This is a genomic window from Zoogloea sp. GDB6, assembly GCF_056724105.1.
This window is the reverse complement of record NZ_CM161497.1, coordinates 151,962-178,461: the sequence shown is the minus strand read 5'-3', so window position 1 is coordinate 178,461 and position 26,500 is coordinate 151,962. Positions and strand designations below refer to the sequence as shown.

The 26,500-nt window shown below is 66.0% G+C and carries 18 protein-coding genes and 1 riboswitch; of the genes, 5 read left to right on the top strand and 13 right to left on the bottom strand.

The window, feature by feature from the left end; translation table 11 throughout:
• Positions 1-18 precede the first annotated feature (18 nt).
• Positions 19-107, bottom strand: a riboswitch (cyclic di-GMP riboswitch).
• Between the two features lie 202 nt (positions 108-309).
• A complete protein-coding gene (locus AC1PQG_RS00805; RefSeq protein ID WP_481120788.1) occupies positions 310-1,587 on the top strand; it encodes a Bcr/CflA family multidrug efflux MFS transporter in 1,278 nt (425 codons plus the stop codon).
• 2 nt (positions 1,588-1,589) lie between these two features.
• On the opposite strand, the gene AC1PQG_RS00800 is transcribed toward AC1PQG_RS00805, so the two are convergent.
• From AC1PQG_RS00800 to AC1PQG_RS00785, 4 genes are all read right to left on the bottom strand, one after another.
• Positions 1,590-2,534, bottom strand: a complete 945-nt coding sequence (locus AC1PQG_RS00800) for a LysR family transcriptional regulator (RefSeq protein ID WP_481120787.1) — start codon at positions 2,532-2,534, stop codon at positions 1,590-1,592.
• 4 nt (positions 2,535-2,538) lie between these two features.
• On the bottom strand, positions 2,539-8,052 hold the full coding sequence (gene uvrA / locus AC1PQG_RS00795; RefSeq protein WP_481120786.1) for an excinuclease ABC subunit UvrA: 5,514 nt from the start codon (positions 8,050-8,052) through the stop codon (positions 2,539-2,541).
• 102 nt (positions 8,053-8,154) lie between these two features.
• On the bottom strand, positions 8,155-10,128 hold the full coding sequence (locus tag AC1PQG_RS00790; RefSeq protein WP_481120785.1) for a DUF1631 family protein: 1,974 nt from the start codon (positions 10,126-10,128) through the stop codon (positions 8,155-8,157).
• Between the two features lie 71 nt (positions 10,129-10,199).
• Complete coding sequence (locus AC1PQG_RS00785; RefSeq protein ID WP_481120784.1) at positions 10,200-10,712, bottom strand: hypothetical protein; 513 nt, start codon at positions 10,710-10,712, stop codon at positions 10,200-10,202.
• 154 nt (positions 10,713-10,866) lie between these two features.
• Here AC1PQG_RS00785 and AC1PQG_RS00780 point away from each other — a divergent pair, with 154 nt between their 5' ends.
• Positions 10,867-11,724, top strand: coding sequence for an HDOD domain-containing protein (locus AC1PQG_RS00780; protein ID WP_481120783.1), 858 nt, complete (start codon positions 10,867-10,869; stop codon positions 11,722-11,724).
• A 124-nt stretch (positions 11,725-11,848) separates the two neighbouring features.
• Here AC1PQG_RS00780 and AC1PQG_RS00775 read toward each other — a convergent pair whose 3' ends face one another.
• The 4 genes from AC1PQG_RS00775 to AC1PQG_RS00760 form a co-directional block, all read right to left on the bottom strand.
• Positions 11,849-14,371, bottom strand: a complete 2,523-nt coding sequence (locus AC1PQG_RS00775) for a DNA topoisomerase III (RefSeq protein ID WP_481120782.1) — start codon at positions 14,369-14,371, stop codon at positions 11,849-11,851.
• A 150-nt stretch (positions 14,372-14,521) separates the two neighbouring features.
• The gene (locus AC1PQG_RS00770) at positions 14,522-14,998 is read right to left on the bottom strand and encodes a Smg family protein (protein ID WP_481116954.1); all 477 of its coding nucleotides are present in this window, start codon (positions 14,996-14,998) and stop codon (positions 14,522-14,524) included.
• A gap of 29 nt (positions 14,999-15,027) precedes the next feature.
• Positions 15,028-16,116 (bottom strand): DNA-processing protein DprA, encoded by a 1,089-nt coding sequence (dprA, locus tag AC1PQG_RS00765; protein WP_481120781.1) that lies wholly within the window; start codon positions 16,114-16,116, stop codon positions 15,028-15,030.
• A gap of 13 nt (positions 16,117-16,129) precedes the next feature.
• Positions 16,130-17,233 (bottom strand): LysM peptidoglycan-binding domain-containing protein, encoded by a 1,104-nt coding sequence (locus AC1PQG_RS00760; RefSeq protein ID WP_481120780.1) that lies wholly within the window; start codon positions 17,231-17,233, stop codon positions 16,130-16,132.
• Positions 17,234-17,376: 143 nt separating this feature from the next.
• Between AC1PQG_RS00760 and def the strand changes: the two genes are divergently transcribed.
• The 3 genes from def to htpX all read left to right on the top strand — a co-directional run bounded on the left by def (position 17,377) and on the right by htpX (position 19,826).
• Positions 17,377-17,880 (top strand): peptide deformylase, encoded by a 504-nt coding sequence (gene def / locus AC1PQG_RS00755; protein WP_481116951.1) that lies wholly within the window; start codon positions 17,377-17,379, stop codon positions 17,878-17,880.
• Positions 17,880-18,803 (top strand): methionyl-tRNA formyltransferase, encoded by a 924-nt coding sequence (gene fmt / locus AC1PQG_RS00750; RefSeq protein WP_481120779.1) that lies wholly within the window; start codon positions 17,880-17,882, stop codon positions 18,801-18,803. Before def ends, fmt begins: the two co-directional genes overlap by 1 nt.
• 171 nt (positions 18,804-18,974) lie before the next feature.
• Positions 18,975-19,826: a zinc metalloprotease HtpX gene (gene htpX, locus AC1PQG_RS00745; protein ID WP_481120778.1), complete on the top strand. Its 852-nt coding sequence runs from the start codon at positions 18,975-18,977 to the stop codon at positions 19,824-19,826.
• Between the two features lie 50 nt (positions 19,827-19,876).
• Here htpX and AC1PQG_RS00740 read toward each other — a convergent pair whose 3' ends face one another.
• The 5 genes from AC1PQG_RS00740 to AC1PQG_RS00720 all read right to left on the bottom strand — a co-directional run bounded on the left by AC1PQG_RS00740 (position 19,877) and on the right by AC1PQG_RS00720 (position 26,491).
• Complete coding sequence (locus AC1PQG_RS00740) at positions 19,877-20,026, bottom strand: hypothetical protein (protein ID WP_481120777.1); 150 nt, start codon at positions 20,024-20,026, stop codon at positions 19,877-19,879.
• Positions 20,023-23,847 (bottom strand): PAS domain S-box protein, encoded by a 3,825-nt coding sequence (locus tag AC1PQG_RS00735; protein WP_481120776.1) that lies wholly within the window; start codon positions 23,845-23,847, stop codon positions 20,023-20,025. Before AC1PQG_RS00735 ends, AC1PQG_RS00740 begins: the two co-directional genes overlap by 4 nt.
• Before the next feature lie 240 nt (positions 23,848-24,087).
• A complete protein-coding gene (locus AC1PQG_RS00730) occupies positions 24,088-25,188 on the bottom strand; it encodes a protein-glutamate methylesterase/protein-glutamine glutaminase (RefSeq protein ID WP_481120775.1) in 1,101 nt (366 codons plus the stop codon).
• On the bottom strand, positions 25,185-25,688 hold the full coding sequence (locus AC1PQG_RS00725; protein WP_481120774.1) for a chemotaxis protein CheD: 504 nt from the start codon (positions 25,686-25,688) through the stop codon (positions 25,185-25,187). The genes AC1PQG_RS00730 and AC1PQG_RS00725 overlap by 4 nt, the downstream gene beginning before the upstream one ends.
• The gene (locus tag AC1PQG_RS00720; protein ID WP_481120773.1) at positions 25,685-26,491 is read right to left on the bottom strand and encodes a CheR family methyltransferase; all 807 of its coding nucleotides are present in this window, start codon (positions 26,489-26,491) and stop codon (positions 25,685-25,687) included. Before AC1PQG_RS00720 ends, AC1PQG_RS00725 begins: the two co-directional genes overlap by 4 nt.
• Positions 26,492-26,500 lie beyond the last annotated feature (9 nt).

Genomic DNA, 26,500 nt, shown 5'->3' with positions numbered 1-26,500 from the left:
AACACGGCGGCTCGATGTGCCGGCAACCCCGCTGCCATGGCGCACCGACGCGCTTTAGGCCGGAAGTTTTGCGTCCTCATCTTTTAATGAGTTTGCCCTTCATCCCGTCATTTTGACTGAACGGTCTGTATCTTAGTCCTCCAGGGCCGAATCCGAAAGCCACGGAATCGTGATTCGGCATTGCAACATTCAGGATCTCCGCCCCCCCCAAACCACCGTCGGTGGCACCGCATAGCGGCTATGCGCTCAGCGCCATGAGCGGAGTCTGCTGCTCACCCATACTGCAATCCCCAACCCGCAGTCCCCATCATGACAACAATTTCCAATTCCTCTGACTCCCGGCTCGGCCTACCACCCTGGCTGATCCTGCTCGGTGTGCTGACCGCCATCGGCCCGCTGTCCATCGACATGTACCTGCCCAGTTTCCCTCAGATCGAGCGCAGCCTCGGCGGGCAGCCCGGCAGCGTTGAACTGACCCTGGCCGCCTTCTTCATCGGGCTGACCTTCGGCCAGCTGTTCTACGGCCCCCTCAGCGATCGCTTCGGCCGCAAGAAGCCGCTCTACGTCGGGCTCATCATCTACACCGTGGCGGCAATCGGCGCCGCCTGCGCGACAAGCATCCCGGCGTTGATCGGCTGGCGCTTAGTGCAGGGCCTCGGCGGCTGTGCCGGCATCATCATCCCCAGCGCCATCGTCCGCGACCGCTGCTCGGCGAGGGACTCCGCACGCGCCTTCTCGCTGCTGATGCTGGTAATGGGCCTCGCCCCCATCCTCGCCCCGCTGATCGGCGGCGCGCTGCTCGGCGTCTCCGGCTGGCGCAGCATCTTCATCGTGCTGGCGGTGTTCGGCGCAGCCTGTCTGCTTGCCATCCGCCTGGGCCTGGCGGAAAGCCACGACACCCGCCACGAACCGCCGCTGCAGCTCGGCACGGTGCTCCGCAACTACGGCCGCCTGCTCGCCAACAGGGCCTTCCTCGGCTACGCGCTGGGCGGCGGCCTGGCCATGTCGGGTATGTTCGCCTACGTTGCCGGCTCACCCTTCGTGCTCATCGACCTGTACGGCGTCGCACCGCAGGACTACGGCTGGTTCTTTGGCAGCAACGCCTTCGGCCTGATCGCCGCCAGCCAGCTCAACGCCCATCTGCTGAAGCGCCACTCGGCGACGCTGCTGCTGCGCCGCGCCCTGTGGGTGCCGCTGCTGACCGGCATGCTGCTCGCTGGGCTGGCCTTCACCGGGCAGATCTCGCTACCGTGGTTCGTCGGTGTCTTCTTCTGCTTCGTCAGCAGCCTCGGCTTCATCATCCCCAACGCCACCGCCTCGGCGCTCGCCACCCACGGGCAACAGGCCGGCACCGCGGCGGCCCTGGCCAGCGCGCTGCAGTTCTTCTTCGCGACCCTCGCCGGTGCACTGGTCGGCCTGCTCCACGACGGCAGCGGACGACCACTGGCGGTAGTGATGGCCATGTGCGGCATCGGCGCCTGGGCCTTGCACCGCCTGCTGGTCGCCCATCACGACAAGCATCCTCCGCTCTCTGCCGCCGAAGGCAGCACCGAGCGTCGCCCGGAACCCTCTCACGCGACGCGCTGAGATCACGGCCCCTCGGCAGGGATCGTGGCCAACCGCGCATCCGGCCACTCGCCGGACGCGACGAGGCGGACCACCTCGTCCTTGATCAGCCGGACGATGGTCCACAGGCCATCCGGCACGACCCGGTTGCGTGCCAGCACCAGACCGACCTGCCGGCTCACCTCCGGGTCGCTCAGCCGACAACTCCGCAGCACGCCGGCGGCGATCTCGTCGCGCACCGCAGCTTCGGGCAGCAGGGTTCCGCCGCAGCCTTCCGCCACCATCCGCTTGATGAGGGCGATCGAGCCATCCAGCTCGACCGCGATCCGCGGCGCAAAGCCATGGCGAGCCGCCAAGGACTCCACCAACATGCGCAGGCCGTGGTGAGTACTCGGCAGGATCAACGGGATGTCGCGTAGCGCGGACACCGGCACGGCCTCGCCGGCCAGCCGGTGCGCGGCGGGCAAGACCAGGCGCAGCCCTTCGCTGAGCAGTACATCGGCCTGCACGGCACCCTGCTCAGGCAGGTAGATCAGCGCCAGGTCCACGTCACCGCTGGCCAGCTTGTCGAGCAGCTGATCGGCCAGTGCTTCCACGAAGCGCAGCCGGCTGTCGGGGTAGTGTTCCTTCAGCAGCCGCGCCAACGGCGCAAAGAGCAGGCTGGCGATGGTCGGCTGGGCGGCGATGTGCAGCTGGCTCGGGCCGCGTCCGTCCCCGTGCTGCATCACCGAGCCGGCCTCGTCGAGCAGGCGGCCGATGGACTCGGCGTATTCGAGCAGCTTCTCGCCCCTTTCGGTGGGCAGCACGCCGCGCCCGCTACGGTGCAGCAGGCGCGTGCCGAGCTCCCCTTCCAGTGCCGCCAGGCGCCGGCTCAGCGTGGACTGGTCGACGCCTGTCTCCAGCGCCGCGCGGGAGATGCTGCCGGCCTTGACGATGCGCGCGAACAGCCGCAGGTCGTCGGAGTTCATCGGCTCAGGCGGCCTCGCCGCGGCGCGCCGCCAGGAACTCGCCGAGGATGCGCCCGGTGTGGGAGCGCGCCACCTGCACCACCGCCTCCGGCGGCCCTTCGGCGACGATCTCGCCACCGCCGTCGCCGCCTTCCGGCCCCAGATCCACGATCCAGTCGGCCTCGGCCATCAGATCCAGGTCGTGCTCGATGACCAGCACCGTATGGCCGGCATCGGCCAGGCGGTGCAGCACGTGGATCAGCTTCTCCACGTCGGCCATGTGCAGGCCGACGGTGGGCTCGTCGAGCACGTACAGGGTGTGCTTCTCCGGCGGCAGCGGGCGGCCGGGGCCGGCCGCCGATTCGCCGGCGCGGCCGCGCACCTTGGCCAGCTCGGAGACCAGCTTGATGCGCTGGGCCTCGCCGCCGGACAGGGTCGGGCTGGGCTGGCCGAGGGTCAGGTAGCCGAGGCCCACGTCCTGCAGCAGGCGCAGCGGATGGGCGATGGACGGATGGGCGGCGAAGAAATCCACCGCGTCCTCCACCGCCATGTGCAGCAGGTCGGCCACCGTCTTGCCCTTCCACTGCACGGTCAGGGTTTCCGGGTTGAAGCGGGCACCGCCGCAGGCCTCGCAGGGCATCTTCACGTCGGGCAGGAAGTTCATCTCGATGGTGATCTGGCCCTGCCCTTCGCACACCGGGCAACGGCCGGCGCCGGTGTTGAAGGAGAAGCGCGAGGCGTTCCAGCCGCGCATCTTGGCCTCGGTGGTCTCGGCGAACAGCTTGCGGATGGCGTCCCAGAAGCCGATGTAGGTGGCCGGGCAGGAGCGCGGCGTCTTGCCGATCGGCGTCTGGTCCACTTCCAGCACGCGGCCGACCAGCTCGCGGCCGGCCAGCTCGGCGCAGCCCACCGGCGCGCCCGCCGCCAGGCTGGCGTGCAGCACGTCGCGGGCGAAGGTGGATTTGCCGGAGCCGGACACGCCGGTCACCACCGTCAGGCGGCCGAGGGGCACGCGGGCCGACACGTTCTTCAGGTTGTGCAGGCTGGCGTCGCGCACCACCAACGCCGGCTGCTCGTCCGCCACCGCGCGGCGCGGCGCCAGCGGATGCACCAGCGGCTGGCGGAAACAGCGGCCGGTGGCCGATTCCGGTGCCGCCATCAGGTCAGCCAGCTTGCCTTCGGCGATGATGCGCCCGCCGCGCACGCCGGCGCCGGGACCGATGTCGATGACGTGGTCGGCGCGGCGGATGGTGTCCTCGTCGTGCTCCACCACCAGCAGGGTATTGCCGCGGCCGCGCAGGGCTTCCAGCGTGTCGAGCAGCAGCTGGTTGTCGCGCGGGTGCAGGCCGATGGTCGGCTCGTCGAGGATGTAGCACACCCCGGTGAGGTTGGAGCCGAGCTGGGCCGCCAGGCGGATGCGCTGGGCCTCGCCGCCGGACAGGGTCGGTGCGGCGCGGTCGAGGGCCAGGTAGCCGAGGCCGACCTTCTTCAGGAAGTCCAGCCGGCCGCGGATCTCGCCGACCAGGTCGCGGCCGATGTCGGCCTCCCGACGGGCCAGCTGCAGGCCGTCGAAGAAGTCCGCCACCTTGCCCACCGCCAGCGAGGCCAGCTCGTGCAGGCCCAGGTCGCGGAAGCGCACTGCGCGGGCCACCGGGTTGAGGCGGGCGCCGTGGCAGCTCGGGCAGGCCTCGTCGCTGTCGGCCTCCAGTTCGCCCAGGTCGAGGTCGTCCGGGTTCTCCACCTTGCCGGCGATCTTGATGCCGGTGCCGTAGCAGTCCGGGCACCAGCCGTGCTTGGCATTGTAGGAGAACAGGCGCGGGTCGGGCTCGGGGAAGCTGGTGCCGCAATCCGGGCAGGCGCGCAGCGTGGACAGGGTGGTCAGCGTCGCGGACTCGTCACCGAGCGGCAGCAGCTTGAGGACGCCCTTGCCATGCTCCAGCGCCGCCGCCACGTATTCGCGCAGCGGGGTTTCGGTGTCCGGCCCGACCTGCACCATGCCCACCGGCAGCTCGATGTTGTGCTCCTTGTAGCGGTCGAGTCGCGGCCATTTCTTGGTCGGCAGGTAGTCGCCATCGACGCGCAGCTGCTCGAAGCCCTTGCCCCGCGCCCACTTGGCGAGGTCGGTGTACAAACCCTTGCGGTTGATGATCAGCGGCGCCAGCAGCTCGACGGAGCGGCCCTGGAAGTCGCGCTGGATCTGCGCGACGATGGCCTCGAAGCTCTGCGGCGTGACCGGCACGTCACAGTCCGGGCAGTACTGGGTGCCCAGCTTCACGTAGAGCAGGCGCAGGAAGGGCTGGATCTCGGTGAGGGTGCCCACGGTGCTCTTGCGCCCGCCGCGGCTGACCCGCTGCTCGATGGCCACCGTCGGCGGAATGCCGAAGATCGCATCCACCTCGGGCCGTGCCGACGGCTGCGCGAACTGGCGCGCGTAGGCGTTGAGCGATTCCAGGTAGCGCCGCTGGCCCTCGCCGAAGACGATGTCGAAGGCCAGCGTGGACTTGCCGGAGCCGGACAGGCCGGTGATCACCGTGAACTGGTCGCGGGGGATGTCCAGGCTGACGTTCTTCAGGTTGTGGTGGCGGGCGTGGCGGATGGTGATCGCCTTCGGCACCACCGCCCGGTAGCGCGGCGCCGGCTCGGCCACCACCGGCGCGGCCTGCATCGCCGACAGCTGGGCGGCGTAGTCGGCCAGCGCCTTGCCGGTATGGGAGGCCGGCGTGGCGATCAGCGCGGCCGGCGTGCCCTCGGCGACGATCAGGCCGCCGCCGCTGCCGCCTTCCGGGCCGAGGTCGATCAGCCAGTCGGCGGCGGCAATCACGTCCAGGTTGTGCTCGATGACGACCAGCGAATGGCCGGCGTCGAGGAGCTTTTCGAAGGCCGACAGCAGGCGCGCCACGTCCTCGAAGTGCAGGCCGGTGGTGGGCTCGTCGAACAGGAACAGCAGGCCGGGCTCGTCGGCAGCGTCGCCTTTCCTGGATTTCTTGGCGGCCAGTTGCGCCGCTTCGGCCAGGTAGCCGGCCAGCTTGAGGCGCTGGGCCTCACCGCCGGACAGGGTCGGCACCGGCTGGCCGAGGCGCACGTACTCCAGCCCCACGTCGGCTAGCGGCGCCAGCGCGGCGAGCACCGCCTTCTGGTCGGCGAAGAAGGCCAGCGCTTCGGAGACGGTCATCTCCAGCACGTCGGCGACGCTCTTGCCACGCCAGTTAAGAGCCAGGATCTCCGGCCGGTAGCGTTTGCCGTCGCAGTCCGGGCAACGCAGGTAGACGTCGGACAGGAACTGCATCTCCACGTGCTCGAAGCCCGAGCCGGTGCAGGTCGGGCAGCGCCCGGTGCCGGAGTTGAAGCTGAAGGTGCCCGGCGTATAGCCGCGCTCCTTGGCCTCCTCCAGGTTGGCGAAGAGCTTGCGGATGGCGTCCCAGGCACCCACGTAGCTGACCGGGTTGGAGCGCGCGCTCTTGCCGATCGGCGACTGGTCCACCATCACCACGCCCTTGATCGCCTCCACGCCGGCGAAGCCTTCAAAGGCGCCGGGACTCTCGGCGGGCTGGCCGAAGTGCTTGGCCAGCGCCGGGAACAGCACGTCCTGGATCAGCGTGGACTTGCCGGAACCGGACACGCCGGTAATGCCAACCAGGCGTTGCAGCGGGATCGCCAGATCGACGCCGCGCAGGTTGTGCTGGCAGGCGCCGAGCAGCGTCAGGCGCGGCGCGTCGGCCTCTACCTTCCGCGGCACACGGCGCGCATCGACGCGCTTGCGGCCGGCCAGGTAGGCGCCGGTCAGCGAAGCCGGGTCGTTGGCGATGCTCACCGGCGGGCCGTAGGCAACGATCTCGCCGCCGCGCTCGCCGGGCCCGGGGCCGATGTCGAGCAGGCGGTCGGCAGCGAGCATCAGCTGCGGGTCGTGCTCCACCACCACCAGCGAGTTGCCCGCGTCGCGCAGGCGCTCCATCACCCCGAGGATGCGGTTGATGTCGCGCGGGTGCAGGCCGATGGACGGCTCGTCGAGCACGAACAGGGTATTCACCAGCGAGGTGCCCAGCGCGGTGGTCAGGTTGATGCGCTGCACCTCGCCGCCGGACAGGGTGCGCGACTGGCGGTCCAGCGTCAGGTAGCCGAGGCCGACGTCCTGCAGGTACTTGAGGCGGCCCTTGATCTCGCCGAGCAGCAGCTCGGTGGCCTCGTCCAGCGGCGCCGGCAGCACGAGGCCGGCGACGAAGGGAACGATCTCGTCCACCGGGCGGGCCAGCAGTTCGTGGATCGCCCACTCGCCGCCGGCCGCCGGCAACCGCCACAGCAGCGCGTCCGGCTTGAGGCGGGCGCCGTGACAGGCCGGGCATTCGGTGTAGCTGCGGTAGCGCGACAGCAACACCCGGATGTGCATCTTGTAGGCCTTGCTCTCCAGCCAGTCGAAGAAGTGGCGCACCCCGTACCACAGGCGCGGCCAGGACGAATCCCAGCTCTTCCACTTGTCGTCGCCTTCGAGCAGCCAGTGGCGGTGTTCCGGCGACAGCTCGCGCACCGGCACGTCCATCGGCACGCCGTACTTTTTGGCCATCTTGGCCAGGTCGTCCTGGCACTCCTTGAAGCTGGGGCTCTGCCAAGGCTTCACCGCGCCTTCGGCGAGGGTCTTGGACTCGTCCGGAATGACCAGTTCGAAATCGACGCCGATGACCCGCCCGAAGCCGCGGCAGGTGTCGCAGGCGCCGATCGGCGAGTTGAACGAGAACAGGCTCGGCGTCGGGTCGGAATAGGCGATGTCGCAGTCGGCGCAGTGCAGGCCGGAGCTGAATTTCCAGCGTGTCTCGCCGTCGTCGCCCAGCGCATGCACGCTGAGGCGGCCGTGGCCCGCACGCAGGCCGATCTCCAGCGCCTCCATCACGCGGGCGTGTTCGGCGTTGCCGAGGCGGAAGCGGTCCTGCACCACGTCCAGCTGCTCGCCGTCGCGGGCATGGATGCGGGTGTAGCCCTGCTGGGCGAGAAGGCCGGCGATCTCCTCGTCGCTGAAGCTGGTCGGCACGGTGACCGGGAAGCTCACCACCAGGCGCGGATCGCCGGCCGCGGCGGCGCGGGCCGCCAGGTCGGCGAAGATCGTCGCCGGCGTGTCGCGGCTCACCGGCTTGCCGCAGCAGCGGCAGTGCAGCTTGGCGGCACGGGCGTAGAGCAGCTTGAAGTGGTCGGCCAGCTCGGTCATCGTGCCAACCGTCGAGCGGGAGGTGCGCACCGGGTTGGTCTGGTCGATGGCGATGGCCGGCGGCACGCCTTCGATGCGGTCCACCTGCGGCTTGTCCATGCGATCGAGGAACTGCCGCGCGTACGGGGAGAAGGTCTCCACGTAGCGGCGCTGGCCTTCGGCGTAGAGGGTGTCGAAGACCAGCGAACTCTTGCCGGAACCGGACACCCCGGTGACCACCACCAGCTCGTTGTGAGGGATGTCGAGGGACAGGTTCTTCAGGTTGTTCTGGCGGGCGCCGCGAATACGGATGGCGTCGGCCTCAGCAGGGCCGTGATCGGCCGGGCAGGCGGGATCTGAACACATGGGCAGTGGGGGTCGGAAATGAGGCGTGCAAGCCTTATTGTAGGGCCTGTTGGCAGACCTGCCGCAGCACCGTCGGTTCCCCGCACATCGACGCGCAAGCCGTCAGGGATTGACCAGCCTGTCGGTCGCGGCTTCATCCACGATCGATCGATCACGGAACAACTGGGTCTGCGGCGAAGTGGCCTGCTGGGCCAGCGCGCGGGCAGTCACGGCCAGCACCTCGCTGCTGTCGCCATCGGCGATCAGGATCAACTGGCGGGCCGGGCCGATCAAGCCGACGAAGCCCCGCATCTGGCCACCGTTCGGTAGTCCAACGGCGACGCAGTCGCCTACTTCCAGTTCGGCCCACTCGGCGGACAAGGACAATTCACCATCGAAATACTGCTTGTGGCGCAGGATCCGGAAATCCGGCCGTTCTCCCACCGGACCGAGGACCGGCATCGACGGCCGGCGGTAACGGGGCTCCGGGCCGGGCCGTCCGGAGATCAGCGCGGCATGCAACTCGATGCAAGGCGCCAGCCCCTCGCGAACATGCTCCGGAGACAAACCGATCCACGCCAGCCCCTCCTCCAGCGAGCGCATCAGCGCCGGCAACTGGACCATCAATTGTTGGCGGGCCACCTCGTCCGGCTCGGGCATCGCGCTGACCAGCAGCCGATGAGCCGTCTGCACCCGCGACGTCCACTGGGTGCTGCCGGTGCCGTAACGATAGGCGGCCTTGGCCAGCACATGCACCCAGTACCCCTCGATGAATGTCCGCACCACGGGCTCCGCGCGATGCCCGATCAGCAGGTAGATCGCCCGACTGGCCTGATGCAGGGCCACTTCGCGCCGTTCCAGGCGCTCGGCCTCATCCTTGAGGGCAGCAGCACGGGCCACGGCACCCTTCTGGCGGGATCTCAACAGGCCCTCCGCTCCAGACAAGGCAACCTGGAAATCCCGGTCCTCGATGCGGGGCACTCGCAGCAGCGGCCGCACGACCAACAGCAGCCCACGACATACGGGCAAGTCGGCAGGACAGTCCTGGGGCAGCGTACGACCGACATTGGCGATCAGATCCACCAGACGCAGTGCCGGATGACGCTCCGCGGCGAGCAAGGACTCACTGCGCAGGGCCAGGCGCAGCATTGTCACGCGCAACTGGGCCAGGATCATGCGGATCGTTGCCGGCAACGCCGGCGACGCGGCCACATAATTGAATACGGTCTCCACGACCTCGACCGACGCGGCTTTCGCCGGTGCCAGCAAGGCGCCAAGTTCGCTCGTCCCGAGGGACTGGGGTACACCGTTGCCATAGTTCTGGCGTTCGCTGAGCCAGGCTTCGATACGCTCCAGCAGGGCCGAGGCCAGCGTCGGATCCAGATGGGCCACGCCGGGCGCCATATCACGCCGGGCCAGCACGGACAGACGCAGCGCATCCACCGGATCGATCGGCAGAGGCGGCGCCTCCACCTCGTCCGCACGTTCGTTGCCAGGCCCCAGGGAGGAGCGGGACGGCGTGACGATCCGGTAACTGGAGTTGACACCCGCCGCCGCCAGATCCCGCTCGAGATCCCGGTAGAACGCGCACAGATGACGTTGCAGCGGCTCCTCAAGGCGCTCAAGGATCATCATCGCCTCCGCCGCACTGAGGCGCTCGGCTTCCTTCAACGCTCGCAACGCCCGGCACACGCTCTCGGTGCCAACCGGCGACTCCTTGTGCAGCACAGCATCAGTCCCGGACATCAGAATGCGCATGCGCAGGTGCAGGGCCGCCAGTTCCCGCTCGCAGCTATCCCGCAAGCGTTGGTCGAGATTCATCAACTCGACCGAGTAATCCATGTCGTCGTCGTGGACCAGACTGATGCTCGAGGCAGTCAGGCTCCGCATCTGCTCGAAGCCCTGTCGTTCCTTGCTGCCGGACAACTCGTCGAAACACTCGCCCGCAGCCTTGGCCAACTCGTCGAGCCAGACCTGATGACGAATCACCTCACTTGCAGCCTGGCGGAGCGTTCTCAGGAAACGCGCCCGACAATCGGCCAGCAATGCTGCTGCCATCGAAGTCGATTTGTCGTCGGTGGGGGAAGGATGCGCCATGGCCATCAGGGTCGTATTATGTTGGCGGATCTTAGCGATAAGTGGGCTTATCGGGAAAATTGCCGAAATCTTCAGCGTGAAGGACGCCCTGCCGGCCCGTATTTATCGAACAGACGCCTTCCCGCCCAGACGGCAAACACCAGAACGAGCGCCCACTTCACGGATGAGCATAAGCCCGACAAAGGAATGAGCACACTCGGTGCACCGAAGGAACCAGCCAGCAGTCGAAGTTGCAGCAGGTTTTCAGCAAGATCGAACAACGCCGCCAATGGCAGCAGGCATGCCAGCCTGCCAGACGCGCGGGTGTCGTGGTCCGGAAAAAAACCGCCGCGCGTTGCCAGCACATGACCGAACAGCGCATAGATGCACAGATGGACAAAATCCGCAGCAAAATGCCGACGGTACGCCTGCAGTCCATCAGTCCCCCATTCGCCCAGGATCCCCCAGTAGCGCTCTGCGCTGAAACTGAGTTGCAAGCAGATGATGTTGGGATGACGATCACCCAGAATGTAGGCCAGATGCACTTGGGACACCACCACCGCGACCCCCGCCAAACCCGTCAGAAAAAGGGATCTGCGTGCCATTTTTCCTGCTCCGGCCGATCACCTTCACTGCATGAGTGTGTAATAGTCACGCATGTGGCAAAGCAGCAATTGCCTATCGACATTTTCATCTTAAAATAATAAAAATATTATTTTTAATAAATTTATCAAACAAGCCCGCAGTCAGTATCCGATCATGACAAGCGCCACTCAAGCTTCACTCCCCAGCAGCGAAAAACTGGCGGCCGACCTGGCCGCAATCCGCATTCCCGCCTGCCCAGCCGTGGTCACCGAGGTACTGCGGGAGGCCCGCAAGGATGAACCGAATTTCAAGATCCTGGCCCGCATCATCTCGTCCGACGTCGGCATGTCGGCAATGGCGGTCAAGCTCGCCAACTCGCCAATGTTCGGCTCTGCCGCGCAGGTCAAGAGCGTACAACAAGCCATCAACCGCCTCGGCACCAGCAACATCCTGAACATCATAGTCGCAGCCGCGCTGCGCAGTTCAGTCGATAGCCTGCCAGCCGATTTCCTGCAGCATTTCTGGGACATGGCAGCCTCCCGAGCCCTGTGCGCCGGCCTACTGGCCCGCAAGCATGTGGGCATCCAACCGGAGGATGCCTACACCTACGGACTGTTCCAGAATGCCGCCGTGCCGGTACTGATGCAGCACTTTTCCACTTATGCCGAACTCTATGTACGCGCCGGCGAGCATGGGGATCATCTGGTCGCACTGGAGCGGGCGCACTTTCACAGCGACCACGCGGTGGTCGGCTGGCTGCTGGCCCGCAACTGGGGCCTGCCACCGAAGATCGCGTCGGCGATCCAGCACCACCACAATCCGGAACGCTACATCCTGCCGGAGGAGGAACTGCCATCGAATGCGCTGGCGCTGATCGCCGTCACCCAACTCGCCGAGTACATCATCACCGAACTCGGCGGCGCCGCACTGGACGTGAGCCAGCGTGCCTTTGAGGACGCCCGCAGCTTCCTCGGCACGACCGACCACGATCTGGACGAGTTCCGCGAGATCGTCGCTGCCGCGCTGGCCTGACGAAGAATCCTCCGGGGGCCGATGACTACACAGCCCCCGTCGGTACACGCAGACGCCTCGCTCCCGCGGCACAAAAAAATGCCCGCCATGTCTTGGCGGGCATTTTTCTGGAGCAGGCTCGAGCTTACTCGGTTTCGGCCTTCTTGCGGGTGGCCGGCTTCTTGGCGGCAGCCGTCTTGGGTTCCTTCTTCTCGAACTCGAAGCCGACCTTGCCGTCGTCGCCGCGCACCAGGAAGGCCGAGAACTTGCGCTTGGTGCGGCTCGACACGAAGCCGCGCAGCAGGTCGGTGCGCCCGGTATCGAGCAGCTTCTGCATCTGGTCGCGCTCGATCGGCTGCTGCAGGATGATCTTGCCGGAGCGGAAATCACACGACTTCTCCGGCCCCACCGACTTGCTGCACACGTAGGACAGGCCGTGTTCATACACCTGGGCACTGCACTTCGGGCACTGGCCAAGGGAATCCTGGCCGGAGAAGTCCACCGCCTCGGCGGCTTCGTCTTCTTTCGGCTGGCCGAAATCGAATTCCGGCTGCTTGTCGTCGTTGAGACGGATCTCCGCGTTGAACAGGCGCCCCATCTTGTTGCGGAAGCCCAGCAACGGACCAACCCGGCCGGTGGACAGCAGGGCCTCGATCTCCGGGATCTCGAACTGGCGGCCGGCGACGATCTTCCAGGCACTCCAGTCGCAGCTCTGGCAGGAGAACTTCTTGTAATTCTCCTTCACTTGGCCGCCGCACTTGGGGCATGGCGTCTGCAGCGTGGCGAAGTCGCCGGGCACGGTGTCGGACTCGTAGCGCTTGGCGCGCTCGACGATATCGCGGGTCATGGCCTGGATGTGCTCCATGAACTCGGCCCGCGACAGCGCCCCGCGCTCCATCTGCGCCAGCTTGTGCTCCCACTCTCCGGTGAGTTCCGGAGAGGTCAGCTCGTTGGTGCCGAGGCCGCGCAGCAGCGTGATCAGCGAGAAGGCCTTGGCAGTCGGGATCAGCTCCTTGCCATCCCGCAGCATGTAGGTTTCACCGATCAGGTTTTCGATGATCTGTGCGCGGGTCGCCGGCGTGCCGAGACCGCGGCCAGCCATCGCGGCGCGCAGTTCCTCGTCGTCCACCATCTTGCCGGCACCTTCCATTGCCGACAGCAGCGTGGCTTCGTTGAAGCGTGCGGGCGGCTTGGTGACCAGGGCCTTGACCAGGATCTCGTCGGTGCTGACCTTCTCGCCGGGCTCGACGGCCACCAGCTGCGGCGTGCCGCCCTCTTCGTCGCTCGCCACCGCGGCAGACTTGCCGTAGATGGCCAGCCAGCCCGGATTGACGAGGATCTTGCCCTCGGTCTTGAAGGCCTCGCCCTCGACGCGGGTGATGCGGGTGGTCACGCGGTACTCGGCGGCGGGGTAGAACACCGCCAGGAAGCGCCGGGTCACCAGGTCGTAGATCTTCGCCTCGGCCTCGGACAGGCTCTTGGGCGCTGTCCCGGTGGGGATGATTGCGAAGTGGTCCGAGATCTTGGCGTTGTTGAAGATGCGCTTGTTGGGCTTGGCCCAACCATGCTTGACGATCTCGTTGGCAAATGGGGTGTAGGCGTCCGGCAGGCCTCCGAGGATACCCTTGACCTGGCCGACGTAGTCTTCCGGCAGCGCGCGGGCGTCGGTCCGCGGATAGGTCAGGACCTTGTGCTTTTCATACAGCGCCTGGGCCAGTTGCAGCGTGGTGCGCGCCGAGAAGCCGAAACGGCCGTTGGCCTCGCGCTGCAGGGAGGTCAGGTCGAACAGCAGCGGCGACAGCTGGGTGGTCGGCTTGGACTCTTCCTCGACCGTGCCGGCCTTGCCCTCGCACTTGGCCTTGATGGCTTCGGCCTTCGCCTTGTCCCACAGACGGAAGGCGGTGGCATGCTCGGCGAGTGGCGTGCCTTCCTCGGGCTTCTTGAAACCCTCGTCGAACCAGCGGCCGGCATAGGCACCGGCTTGGCAGCCGAAGCTGGCCTCCAGCTCCCAGTAGTCGGTGGGCTTGAAGGCGCGGATCTTCTCCTCGCGCTCGACGACGATGGCCAGCGTCGGGGTCTGCACGCGCCCGACCGTGGTCAGGTGGAAGCCACCGGTCTTGGAGTTGAAGGCGGTCATCGCGCGGGTGCCGTTGATGCCGATCAGCCAGTCGCTCTCGGCACGGCACACGGCCGCTTCACGCAGACCTTCCACGTCGGCGGCGGCACGCAGCTGGGCGAAACCGTCGCGGATCGCACCGGCGGTCATCGACTGCAGCCACAGGCGCTGCACCGGCTTGGCCGAGCCCGAGTGCTGCACGATGAAGCTGAAGATCAGCTCCCCTTCGCGCCCCGCGTCACAGGCGTTGATCAGGCCTGTGACGTCCTTGCGCTTGATCAGACGGGTCAGCAGCTTGAGGCGGTCCTCGGTCTTCTCGATCGGGTTGAGGGCGAAATGGGGCGGGATGACCGGCAGGTGGGCGAAGGACCACTTGCCGCGCTTGACTTCGAATTCGGCGGGTACCGTGAGTTCGAGCAGATGGCCGACCGCCGAGGAGAGCACATAGTGCTCCGACTCGAAATAGTCCTTTTCCTTGGTGAAACCACCCAGGGCGCGGGCGATATCCGCCGCGACCGAGGGCTTTTCCGCGATGATCAGCTGCTTGCTCATTGGAGTACCTTCGTGCTGCGCACTCCGGTCCTCGCCCTGGGGGCGGCCGGCCGGCTCATGCCTGTAGTGCGCAACATGGCGCCTGATTCAGGTTGTTGGAGGAGCGGCGCATCATACGGAAGCCTGCGCCGGGCGTGCAAGCCGGGCCGCTCAATGCACCGGGAATGCAGCCGGCTCTTCGTCCTCGAGCCCTTCGTTGAGCAGCTCGTCGAGGATCAGGCCATTGATCGGGCGATCCTGCTGCCACAACACCATCAGCACGATGACCTTGAGGTTCTCCAGCTCGATTTCCGGATCGTCGAGGGCCAGGGCTCGCTCGATGATCACTTCCCTGCACTCGGCGTCGAGAATGCCTGCATTCTCGAGGAAGAGCAGGAAGCCGCGACACTCCACGCCCAGACGAACCAGCTCGTCGTCAGCGTAGATGCGCAAGGAGCCGGCGCGGGCGCACTGGGCCGGACGCTCGCCATCAGACAGCTGACGCAGGCCGGACAACCATTCCAGGGCGTCGGTGATTTCTTCTTCCTCGAAACCGGCGGCCGTCAATTTCCGGGCCAGCTGCGCAGGTTCGGGGCATGCGTCGGCGTGGACGTAGTTCTCGAAGAGGTACACGAGGATATCGAACATGGCGCGTAGGGCCTGAGGCCGGTGGTTTTTCAGAGGCGCTGGAGGCGCCCTCCGGGCAGGCGGGAGACCCGTCCGTCGAGTTCCAGCGTAAGCAGAATGGCGTAGAGCGCCTCCGGCGTCAAGCTGGTGCGGTGCACAAGAGTCTCGATATCCACCGGGTCATGCCCCAGCGCCGTGAGCACGCAGCCTTCGTCTCCGCCACCCTCAACCGGGCTGGAGGCTTGCTGCGGCGCCACTTCCCGTGCAGGCAAGCGCAGCTCCTCAAGTATGTCATTGGCAGATTCAACGAGCTTGGCGCCGTCGCGGATCAGGCGATGGCAACCTCGGGACAGGGGCGAGTGGATGGAGCCAGGAATCGCAAAAACCTCCCGGCCGCAGTCACCGGCCAGGCGTGCAGTGATCAGCGAACCGCTCTTCACCGCCGCCTCGACCACCAGCACGCCACGGGACAGACCGGCAATCAACCTGTTGCGGCGCGGAAAGTGATGGGCCAACGGGCCGCTGCCGAGAGGAAGCTCGCTGACGATGGCGCCGGCTTCGGCAATCCGCCGGGCCAGCGCCGCGTTGCGGGCCGGGTAGATGCGGTCGGCACCGGTGCCGATCACGGCCACCGTCCGCCCGTCGCCGGCAAGGCCGCCCCGGTGGGCCGCCGCGTCGATACCGAGGGCCAGGCCGCTGACGATGCCCAGGCCGGTGGAGGACAGCGCCGCGGAAAAGGCCTCGGCGTTGGCCTCCCCTTGCGGCGTCGCATTGCGCGCGCCCACCACGGCGATGGATGGGCGGCTGAGCAGGCCGGCGTCGCCTTTGACGTAGAGCAGCACCGGTGGATCGGGGATTTCCAGCAGCGCCGCCGGATAAGCCGCATCACCGAGCGTCAGGACGGCATTGCCGGGTTCGGCCAGCCAGGCCAGCGCGGTATCCACCGCCTCGTTAGCATCATGTTCGAGGAGCAAACGGCTCGTGGCATCACCGACAACCGCCGCCAACGCGCCCGGCGTAGCGGAATAGATGACCTCAGGCAGCCCGAAGGCGGCCAGCAGCTGGCGCTGGCTCGCCGGGCCCAGGCCCGGCGTGAGGGTCAGACGCAGCCAGCCGGAGAGGGGATGGACGGCCGGCAAGATGCTTCGGCGTTCAAGGCTTGCGGGCGCTGTCGGCCACCGCTACCGAGCCCTTGCTGTCCATCACCAGCGCATAGGAGAGCCGGTCGAAGACGCGGAACACGAAGACCAGCCCGTAGCGCTGCTCCGGCAGACGGAAACGCTGGGCCGGCCCCACGTCACCCTCCCGGTAGACGGCCTCCCCGCGGTTGCGGTGCAGCGCCAGCACATGGCCGACTTCCATGCCGTCCCGCTTGCCGAGGCTGATCGACACCACGTGGTAACGGCCGGTTTCAGTCACGCCGTTATAAATGGACACCACATGCCCACGCACATCCCCGTCCGGAGCATGGGGCACATAGCTGGGCAGCTCAGGGCGCCCCGCCGGCAGCAGACGGTCACCCTTGCCGATCTCCTGCTTGGCGCTCAATACCAAAAGGCTGGTCGGCACCGTGGCCTCCGGCTTGCCCTCGACGGGCTCCTGCGGGTCCTCTTCCGGATCGGCGGTCACCCGCGCCACCCCGAGATGAACGGCTTCATAGCCGAGGATCTCTCCGCTTAGCGGATCCTTCAACGGCTTAGCCTTGCGGTACACATTCCAGGTCTTGACGTCCGGCGTGATGCGCGTGGCAAAGATCGTATCGCCGGCCCCGGTGAAAACGCGTCCTTCCTGGGTGGCGACCAACACGCCGGCGGTCGCGTCGTCCTTGTCGGACACCACCACCGGCTCGGTCAGGAAGGGAGCGATGGCACGCAGTGGAATACTCTGGATCGCAGCCTGGTCCGGTTGTGAATAGACTTGCGGGAAACGCTTTTCGTACAGCGCGCGATCGACGGGGCCACCGACACGCGTGCCGAACTTGAGGGTCGGATTCGGACCGCTGCGGTCGAGGACGATGATCTGGCCTGGGTAGATGAGATGCGGGTTGCGGATCTGCTCCCGGTTCAGGCGCCACACCTCGGGCCAGCGCCAGGGTTCCTTGAGAAACTTGCCGGAGATGCCCCACAGGGTATCGCCGGGCACCACGACGTGGCTGTCCGGCGCGTCGTCGGCCAGGCGGATGGGACTTGCTGCACCGGCAGCCGCAGGCACCAGGGCTGCGACGCCGATCAGGAGGGCGGATATAATGCGAATCATCGGAAGAGCACTCGCTTTCGGCGAACAGGCACCGCCCGGCAAAGGGCTGCCTGTGTTGCGGAGCCGATACCCGCCTTGCAAGATGCGAGCATCGTAGATTTGGCTCAAAATTCTGCACGTAAAGTCTTCATCCGGCAATATTTATGGCCCTGCTACCCATTCTCCGTTATCCCGATCCTCGTTTGCACACCCGTGCTACTCCGGTACGCGAAGTGAACGACGAAATCCGCCGACTGATCGCCAACATGGCGGAAACCATGTACGAGGCCCCCGGCATCGGCTTGGCCGCCACACAGGTGGACGTCCACAAACGGGTCGTCGTCATCGATGTCTCGGAAGACAAGTCCGAGCTGCTGGCGCTGATCAACCCGGAAATCCTCGAACGCTCCGGCGAGCACCTCGGCGAGGAAGGCTGCCTGTCCGTGCCCGGTATCTACGACAAGGTCGTCCGTGCCGAACGGGTCAAGGTGCGCGCCCTCAACCAGAAAGGCGAGACCTTCGAGATGGAGGCCGACGGCCTGCTCGCGGTGTGCATCCAGCACGAGCTGGATCACCTGGAAGGCAAGGTCTTCGTCGAATACCTGTCCCAGCTCAAGCAGACCCGCATCAAGGGCAAGCTGGCCAAGAAAGCCCGGATCACCGCCTGATGAGAGTCGCCTTCGCCGGAACCCCCGAATTCGCCGCCGCCGCGCTGCAGGCCATCCTCGCCGCCGGCTTTGAAGTCCCGCTGGTCCTGACCCAGCCGGACCGCCCCGCCGGGCGTGGCATGCAGCTGCAGCCGAGCCCGGTCAAGCAGGTCGCAGCCGCCGCCGGCATCCCTGTCCATCAGCCGGAAAAGCTGCGCACGCCAGAACAGCAGGCGCCGCTGGCCGAAGCCGGCGTCGACGTGCTGGTGGTAGCCGCCTACGGCATCATCCTGCCCCAGGCGGTGCTCGACCTGCCGCGCTACGGCTGCCTCAACATCCATGCCTCGCTGCTGCCACGCTGGCGCGGCGCCGCGCCGATCCACCGGGCCATCGAGGCCGGCGACGCGGAAACCGGCATCACCATCATGCAGATGGACGCCGGCCTCGACACTGGCCCGATGCTGATGAAGCGCAGCACGGCCATCGAATCCGACGACACCACCGGCAGCCTGCACGACCGCCTGGCCAGCCTCGGCGCCGATCTGATCGTCGACGCCCTGCGGGCGCTGCCCGGCGGCGGCCTGAAGGCCACGCCGCAGCCGGCCGACGGCGTCACCTACGCGGCCAAGATCGGCAAGGCCGAAGCCACCGTGGACTGGACCCGCCCGGCCGCCGAGATCGAGCGTGCCATCCGCGCCTTCAACCCCTTCCCCGGCGCGCTGGGCACCTACCAGGGCACGCCGATCAAGCTATGGCGCGCCCGTGCCATCGACGCCAGCGGCGCTCCCGGCGAAGTACTGCTGGCCGAAGGGGCCGGCGTGATCGTCGCCTGCGGCGAGGGTGCACTGTGCATCACCGAGCTGCAGAAGCCCGGCGGCAAGCGTTTGGCGGCGGCCGATTTCGTCCGCGGCACGGCCATCGCCGTAGGTAGCCGCTTCGACTGATCCAGCCTCCCGACTGCAGCCCCAAGCCCGCGCCGCCCGCGGGCTTTTTTTCGCACTTCATGCCAGCCGGCTGCCGCTTTCATGCAAGCGCCTAAAAATTCTTGAATTTTTGGTGGTCTTCCCCATCTAACCAGCGCTTCCCACTTAATTCCGAAAGGACGGTTACACCCAATGCTCGGCAACTGGCTCAAGACATCCATCCTGATGGCGGCGATCATCGCGCTGTTCGGCGTGATCGGCGGCCTCATCGGCGGCAAGTCGGGGATGGTGCTCGCGCTGGTCTTCGGCGGCGCAATGAACCTGTTCTCCTACTGGTTCTCCGACAAGATGGTCCTGCGCATGTACAACGCGCAGGAAGTGGACGAAACCAGCTCCCCCTACCTGTACAACATGGTCCGCGAACTGGCCGGCCGCGCCCAGCTGCCGATGCCGCGCGTCTATATCATCCACGAGGACCAGCCGAACGCCTTCGCCACCGGCCGCAACCCCGAGAACGCCGCCGTGGCGGCCACCACCGGCATCCTGCAGATGCTCAGCCAGCGCGAACTGCGCGGCGTGATGGCCCACGAGTTGGCCCATGTGAAACATCGGGACATCCTGATCTCGACGATCTCGGCGACGATGGCCGGAGCAATCTCGGCACTGGCCAACTTCGCGATGTTCTTCAGCGGCCGCGACTCGGAAGGCCGCCCGGCCAACCCGATCGCCTCCATTGCGGTGGCCCTGCTCGCCCCGCTGGCCGCCAGCGTGATCCAGATGGCGATCTCCCGCGCCCGCGAGTTCGAGGCCGACCGGGGCGGTGCCGAAATCGCCAGCGACCCGCACGCGCTGGCCGACGCGCTGATGAAGATCGATGCATTCGCCCGCGGCATCCCGATGCCGACCGCCGAAGCCCACCCGGAAACCGGCCAGATGATGATCATGAACCCCCTGTCGGGCCGCGGCCTGGCCGGCCTGTTCAGCACCCACCCGGCCACCGAGGAACGGGTTTCCCGCCTGCGCGCGATGGCCAACCGCCGCTGAGGCTTTCTCTCAGCGCCCAGCGGCTGAAATCAAGATCGGCCTCGCCACGATCAACGCGGTATGACCGGGATCCGCGTGGCCGTGGCGATGGCTGCGCGTTGATCAGGGCCACGATTGCGATGCCAGCCATCTAACGTGACGAAGCCGGCTTCGAAACAATCCATCCACTGGCAGAGCGCGCTTTTCAGCGGCATGCTCATGACCGACCCGATGCGCCCCCCTCAAGGGCGCAGCGGATTGCTCCGACCAGCGGCGGCAACACCTGTCCCAGCGCCACCAACTGGTCTGCCAGCGCATCCACATTGCCGCTGCGCACGGTCCGACAGATTCCATCTGCCAGCGCAAAGACATCCACTGCGCCCACGTTACCCGCAGCCCCCTTCAAGGTATGGGATAGGTGTGCGATGGCCGCCAGATCACCGGCAGCCAGGCAAGCATTGAGGCGATCGGCCGCATCGCCATGGTTGCTGGCGAAGATATCAAGCAGTCGTCCATAGGTCGGCCACTTGCCACGCACCAGCCTCACCCCCCTCTCGGCGTCGAGTCCGGCAATACCTTGCAAGCGAGTAGCCCACGCATCGGACGTAGCGTCGGGTACAGGGGGCTGCACAGGCTCAGGCAAGGCATCCGCTCCTCCCTGTACCAGCCATTTGAGCAACACTCGACGCAGATCTTCCGGCTCCACCGGCTTGGCCAGGAAATCGTTCATACCCGCCATCCGGCACGCATCCTGGTCTTCCTCAAAGGCGTTGGCGGTCATTGCGACAATAGGCAAAGCATCCTGGTCAGGCAGGGCACGAATGGTACGGGTAGCCTCCAAACCGTCCATAACCGGCATCTGCATGTCCATCAGCACCAGATCGTAATCGCCGCTTCGCACGCACGCCACGGCTTGCTGACCGTTTTCGGCACACTCCACGACCAGCCCCAGATCGTCCAGCATGTCCACCGCCACTTCCTGATTGAGCTGATTGTCCTCAACCAGCAAGACTCTCCGCCCCTGCAACGCAGGCACATCTTCGGCCAGCAGATCAGTCCGTGCATCACCGCCCGCGACGGGCAGACTGATCCCCGGTCGGGTCTGCAGGCGTGCAGTAAACCAGAAAGAGCTTCCCTGTCCCAAGCGACTTTCCACCCCGGCTTCGCCTCCCATCAAGGCCGCCAGATGGCGGGTCAGAGCCAAGCCAAGACCGGTGCCGCCGTATTTGCGGGTAGTCGATGCATCGGCCTGCTCGAAAGACTGGAAGAGGCGCGACAACTGGTCGGGCGCAATGCCGATGCCGCTGTCACTCACCTCGAAGCGGACCAGCATCTCCTGTTCCCCCTCCTCCAGAATTCTGGCCTTGAGACTGACCCCACCCCGTTCGGTAAACTTCACCGCATTGCCGAGATAGTTGAGCAATGCCTGGCGCAAACGAGTCACATCACCGCGCAGCACCGGCGGCAGGCCGTCCGTATCCGAATGAAAACTCAGATGCTTGGCGGCGAGGCGTTCGTGGATCAGGGAATGAGCCTGATTGAACAGGGCTTCCGGAGAGAAATCGATAGACTCAAGCAACAGCTTGCCGGCCTCGATCTTCGAGATGTCGAGAATGTCGTTGATGATCGACAGCAGATGTGCCCCCGCATGACGGATCTTGTTCAGGCGGTCGCGCTGGGACGCATCGAGGGGGCTGCGCTCCAGCAGGCGGGCCAAGCCGAGGATGGCATTCATCGGCGTACGGATCTCGTGGCTCATGTTGGCCAGGAATGCGCTCTTCGCCTGACTGGCGGACTCGGCGCGCCGACGGGCTTCGGCCAGCTGCTCGGTGCGCTCGGCCACCAGATCCTCAAGGTGGTGGTGATATACGGCCAGCTGGGCATCCCGCTCGCGCAACTCGGTGATATCGAAAAAGGTCGTCATAAAGAAATCGCCCACGTCCGACCCTGACACCAACAGGGTCCGCTGCTCGCCGGATTTGCAGGTGACGCGGAATTCCCGTGGCTCGACAGGACGTCCTGCCGCGCGAGCTTGACTGACGGCATCCTGCCAAGAACTCCGCCCCCAAGCCCGATAAGCGGGGTCGGGATAGGCCAGCTGCCACCAGCACTCCGCATCGGGAATTTCCCGGCGGTTGTAACCGAAGCTCTCCACGAAGCGGCGATTGATATCGATGATCCGCCCCTCGCGATTGACAAGACTGAGCGGCAAAGGTGCCACTTCAAACAACTGGCGGAAACGCGCCTCGCTCTCCCGCAAGGCGGACTCTTCCCGGTGGCGGGCAACAGCAATCGCCGCCAGGTCGGTCGCCAGGGCCACCTGCTGAAGATGACGTTCGGCCGGCCCCGACGTGCTGCCCGGGTACAGCGCAAAAGTCCCAAGCACCACGCCCTCACGACTGAAAATCGGCGTCGACCAGCACGCCACCAGACCATATTCGGCGGCCAGCTCGCGATAATCCTTCCACAGGGGGTCAGTGGCGATGTCCCTGACGATCACCGGACTGCGCCGCCACGCCGCAGTCCCGCAGGAGCCCACGGCCTCGCCGATGGGCACACCATCCACGGCGCGGTTGTAACCATCGGGTAGATTGGGCGCAGCGCCATGGCGCAAGTGGACGCCATCCGCATCGAGCAACAGGATCGATACCCTCACGTCAGGCAGTTGTGCCTCCACACCGCGAGCCAGGGTTTCCAGCGTATTGCGCAGCGTAGCGCCAGACGCCACCATTTCCAGAATATGGCGCTGGGTCTCCAAGTAGATCTCGCCCTGCTTGCGGACGGTCACATCCGTCCACGAACCGACGATTTCCTCTCCATCCTCTGCATCACTGCCGGCCATTCGCAACTCGTCGCGCACCCAGAAATAGCGCCCGTCCCGATGGGCAAAGCGGTACTCGAGGCCCAGTTGCCCACCAACCCGAAGACTACGCCAGGCAGCCTTCGCCGCCTCGCGGTCATCGGGATGCAGCCCGGCCTGCCACCAGCCGGGCTCCAGCACTTCGTCCGGCATGTAGCCGAAGATACGCTGAATGTTGTCGCCGACCATCGCCGGCACCCAGCGCCCGGCCTTCTGCCGCATCGCATAAAGGATGGTTGGACTGGCCTCCACCAAATGGCGCAGCTGGCGCTCTGCGGCCACCTGACGGCGCTGGGCCTCCTCTCCTGCCGCCCGGTCGCGCAGGGCGCGGATGCCGAAGGCCAGATCGCCCCCGAGGTCGGACAGCAGACGCATTTCCTCTTCAACGAAGGCATCGGCCTCGCTTGAATAGACGCTGAGGACACCGAAGCAATGTCCATCGGCATCCAGCAAGGGAAGCGCGCAGGAAGATGCGTAGCCGTTGCGTGTCGCCGCATCCCGCCAGCGTTCGAAGCGCGGATCGCTCAGGATGTCGCGACACACCTGCGGGAGTCTGTCGCGAACTGCCGTACCGGTGGGCCCTGCACCGTCCTCGCCATCGCACCATGAAACGAAGAGCGAGTCGAAATAACCTTCGATACAGCCGAACTGGGCCACCGGCCGTACCTGCCGGCGTGCATCGTGTTCCGGATAGCCGACCCAGACCATTCGGTAACCACCGAACTCCACCATCAAACGGCAGACATCCTGCAACAGGGCATTCTCATCGGTGGCCCGTGCGACGGCCTGATTGCATTCGCTGACCATCAGCAAGGCTCGGTTGGCCCGCCGCAAGCCGGCTTCTACTCGCTTGCCCGCAGTGATGTCGCGGGCAACCCCAAGCACACCGATCAGTCGCCCATCTTCGTCGTACATGGGCGTCTGGATGGTTTCCAGTGTTTCCTGGTGACCATCTGACGCAAAGGTGACGGTCTCTTCGTTACGTACAGGCCCCGTCGCCGCCATGGCCGCCTGATCGTTCCGGCGAAAGACCTCGGCCAACTCGTTTGGCACGAAATCATGATCCCTGCGCCCAATGATGTCCGCCTCTCTAGCGCCGAAAAACAGCTCGAAGCGCGAATTGCAAGCCAGATACACGCCCTCTGGATCCTTCAGCCAGACGAGATCCGGCAGGGTACGCACAAGGGCCTCGAGCAAGGGCCCAGGACGCCCCCTGTCCGCTGGCGTCGGAGAGGCTGCGGGAACAGTTTGGGAACTCGATGTCTCCGGCTGCAGGCACATGATGAAACAGAACCCTTTGCGGTCGCGGGTTAAAGTCAGCCCGGCGCGGCCGTCAAACAGCGGGGACGGCACCGGACAAACGAAATCAGGACGCTGACATTAGCATGAAGCATTGTCGCGGCTTTGTGCATCTGGCCTGATTCAACCCGCTTTCCCATGGCTCCAGGCCAACAGCCCGCCCGGGATGTCATGCAGAGGCAGCACGCTCCCTGCGGCACCACGCAGGATGGCTTCCTTCGGCATACCGAAAACGACACAGGTTTCTTCGGCCTCGGCGATCGTCGCCGCCCCGGCATCCCGCATCTCCTTCAGACCGAGGGCACCGTCGTCGCCCATTCCGGTCATGATGATCCCCAGCGCGTTACCGCCGGCTACCCGAGCCACCGAACGGAAAAGCACATCCACCGACGGCTTGTGCCGATTGATCAGCGGGCCATCCATGACGCCGACGAAATAGCCGTTGCCATCCCGCGCCACCTGCAGGTGGCGCCCACCCGGTGCGATCAGCGCCAGCCCGGATTCGATGCGGTCGCCATGGCGTGCCTCGCGCACCTGGATGCGGCACAAGCCGTTGAGGCGGCGGGCGAACATCTCAGTGAAACCGGCCGGCATATGCTGCACCACCACGATACCCGGCACCTCCTCGGGCAGCGCGGTCAGCACGGCCTCCAGCGCCAACGTTCCGCCGGTGGACGTGCCGATGGCCACGATGCGCGTCCGATCGCCGCCGGACGCCAGACGCGGCCCACGCGGCAGGTCGTCGAGGGTCAGCTTCGGGCGTGGCGCCACCTCCGCCGCCGGCGTGATCCTGGCCTTGGCTTTAGCCGGATGCAGGCGGGCACTTGCCGCCGCACGGACGGCCGCCACCAGGCTGTCGCTCTCGTCCTGCAGAAACTGCTTGAGGCCGACCTTGGGCTTGGTAACCAAGCCAACCGCGCCGGCAGAGAGCGCCTCGAAACTGGCCCTGGCACCGCTCTCCACCAGCGTCGAGCAGATCACTACCGGCGTCGGCCGCTCGGCCATCAGCTTGCGCAGGAAGGTCAGGCCGTCCATGCGCGGCATCTCGATGTCGAGAACGACCACGTCGGGCCATTCCTTGCGCATCTTGTCGATGGCGAACAGGGGATCGACCGCGGTGGCCAGCACGGTCATGTCGGGTTGGGCATTGATCGCCTCGCTGGCGACCTGGCGCACGATCGCCGAGTCGTCGACGATCATCACACGAATCGGGCGGGATCTCATGGGCTCACCTCGTCGATGGGACGATGGGCCAGCCACACGTGACCGGTCCACAGGTCGAAAATCAGCTTGCGGTGCCCCGTCCCCCCGCAATGGGTGACGCTCGGGCGATAACCATGCCGCACCAGCAGCGCATCTGCCGCGTCCACGTTGCGACGGGCGATGTCCATGACTGCCGGGCGAGCGGCATCACGGTTCAGCATGTTGCCGCCGCCGAAAACCTTCACCTGGTAATCCGCCGGCCGTCCGCCCGCCTTTTCGATCTCCTGATCGAAGAGGGCCAGCGCCTCGTCCGCGTAGCGCCCATCCAGCGCCTTGCCGCCTGTCCGCCCACGGCTCGGCAGCATGTAATGGCACATGCCACCGATCAGGCGCAGCGGATGCCACAGGGTGATGGACACGCAGGAACCGAGCAGCGTCGAGATACGCGTGCGGCCACCACCGAAGAAGAATCCACCGGGCTGCAGGAAAACCTCCCGGATATCGTCACCGCACTCGATCATGGCTTGCGATAGATCGTCGCCTTCACCAGTTCCAGTCCCTGCTGGATGCCGTTGAGCGTCTCGGAATGGCCGATGAACAGATAGCCCCCCGACTTGAGGCGCGGCAACAGGTTGGCAACGACTTTACGCTTGGTATCCATGTCGAAATAAATCATCACGTTACGCAGGAAGATCACATCGAACTCACCGACGTCGGCCGGCACCGGCAGGGTCAGGTTGACCTGCCGGAAGCACGTGCGACGCTTGAGCTCGGGCGTGATCAGGAAGGTCCCGCTCTGGCTGCGTACCCCCTTCAGGCAATAACGGGTCAGGAATTCGGGCGGGATGCCCTCGTTCCGGTCGAGCGGATAATGCGCCGCCGCAGCCTTGGCCAGCACCTGGGTGCTGATGTCCGAGCCGACCACCTCCCACGGGGCCTGCGGCAGCGAATCGGCCAGCAGCATCGCCAGCGTATACACCTCCTCGCCGGTGGAGCAGGCGGCACTCCACACACGGAAGGTCCCGGCGGGACGACGGGCGCGGATCACCTCGTTCTTCAAGAAGGCGAAGTGACCCGGCTCGCGGAAGAAATAGGTTTCGTTGGTGGTCAACAGATCCACCATGACCTGCAGTTCCTCCGGATGCTGACCGGAGCTGAGCAGCCGGTAATACTGGGAAAAGGTGTCGAAGTTGTGGTGCTTCAGGCGCTTGGACAAGCGGCCGACCAGCAGCACCTTCTTCGCATCGGAAAGGCTGATACCGGCGATCTTGTAGATCAGCCGCTGAAACAGCGCAAATTCCTCGTTGGTGATGGCGGAACCCATGGGGCTCCC

Bases quoted from the DNA above. Each gene is read 5' to 3' on its own strand.
- AC1PQG_RS00805 (WP_481120788.1), top strand. From the start codon at position 310: ATGACAACAATTTCCAATTCCTCTGACTCCCGGCTCGGCCTACCACCC.
- AC1PQG_RS00800 (WP_481120787.1), bottom strand. From the start codon at position 2,534: ATGAACTCCGACGACCTGCGGCTGTTCGCGCGCATCGTCAAGGCCGGC.
- uvrA (WP_481120786.1), bottom strand. From the start codon at position 8,052: ATGTGTTCAGATCCCGCCTGCCCGGCCGATCACGGCCCTGCTGAGGCC.
- AC1PQG_RS00790 (WP_481120785.1), bottom strand. From the start codon at position 10,128: ATGGCGCATCCTTCCCCCACCGACGACAAATCGACTTCGATGGCAGCA.
- AC1PQG_RS00785 (WP_481120784.1), bottom strand. From the start codon at position 10,712: ATGGCACGCAGATCCCTTTTTCTGACGGGTTTGGCGGGGGTCGCGGTG.
- AC1PQG_RS00780 (WP_481120783.1), top strand. From the start codon at position 10,867: ATGACAAGCGCCACTCAAGCTTCACTCCCCAGCAGCGAAAAACTGGCG.
- AC1PQG_RS00775 (WP_481120782.1), bottom strand. From the start codon at position 14,371: ATGAGCAAGCAGCTGATCATCGCGGAAAAGCCCTCGGTCGCGGCGGAT.
- AC1PQG_RS00770 (WP_481116954.1), bottom strand. From the start codon at position 14,998: ATGTTCGATATCCTCGTGTACCTCTTCGAGAACTACGTCCACGCCGAC.
- AC1PQG_RS00760 (WP_481120780.1), bottom strand. From the start codon at position 17,233: ATGATTCGCATTATATCCGCCCTCCTGATCGGCGTCGCAGCCCTGGTG.
- def (WP_481116951.1), top strand. From the start codon at position 17,377: ATGGCCCTGCTACCCATTCTCCGTTATCCCGATCCTCGTTTGCACACC.
- fmt (WP_481120779.1), top strand. From the start codon at position 17,880: ATGAGAGTCGCCTTCGCCGGAACCCCCGAATTCGCCGCCGCCGCGCTG.
- htpX (WP_481120778.1), top strand. From the start codon at position 18,975: ATGCTCGGCAACTGGCTCAAGACATCCATCCTGATGGCGGCGATCATC.
- AC1PQG_RS00740 (WP_481120777.1), bottom strand. From the start codon at position 20,026: ATGAGCATGCCGCTGAAAAGCGCGCTCTGCCAGTGGATGGATTGTTTC.
- AC1PQG_RS00730 (WP_481120775.1), bottom strand. From the start codon at position 25,188: ATGAGATCCCGCCCGATTCGTGTGATGATCGTCGACGACTCGGCGATC.
- AC1PQG_RS00725 (WP_481120774.1), bottom strand. From the start codon at position 25,688: ATGATCGAGTGCGGTGACGATATCCGGGAGGTTTTCCTGCAGCCCGGT.
- AC1PQG_RS00720 (WP_481120773.1), bottom strand. From the start codon at position 26,491: ATGGGTTCCGCCATCACCAACGAGGAATTTGCGCTGTTTCAGCGGCTG.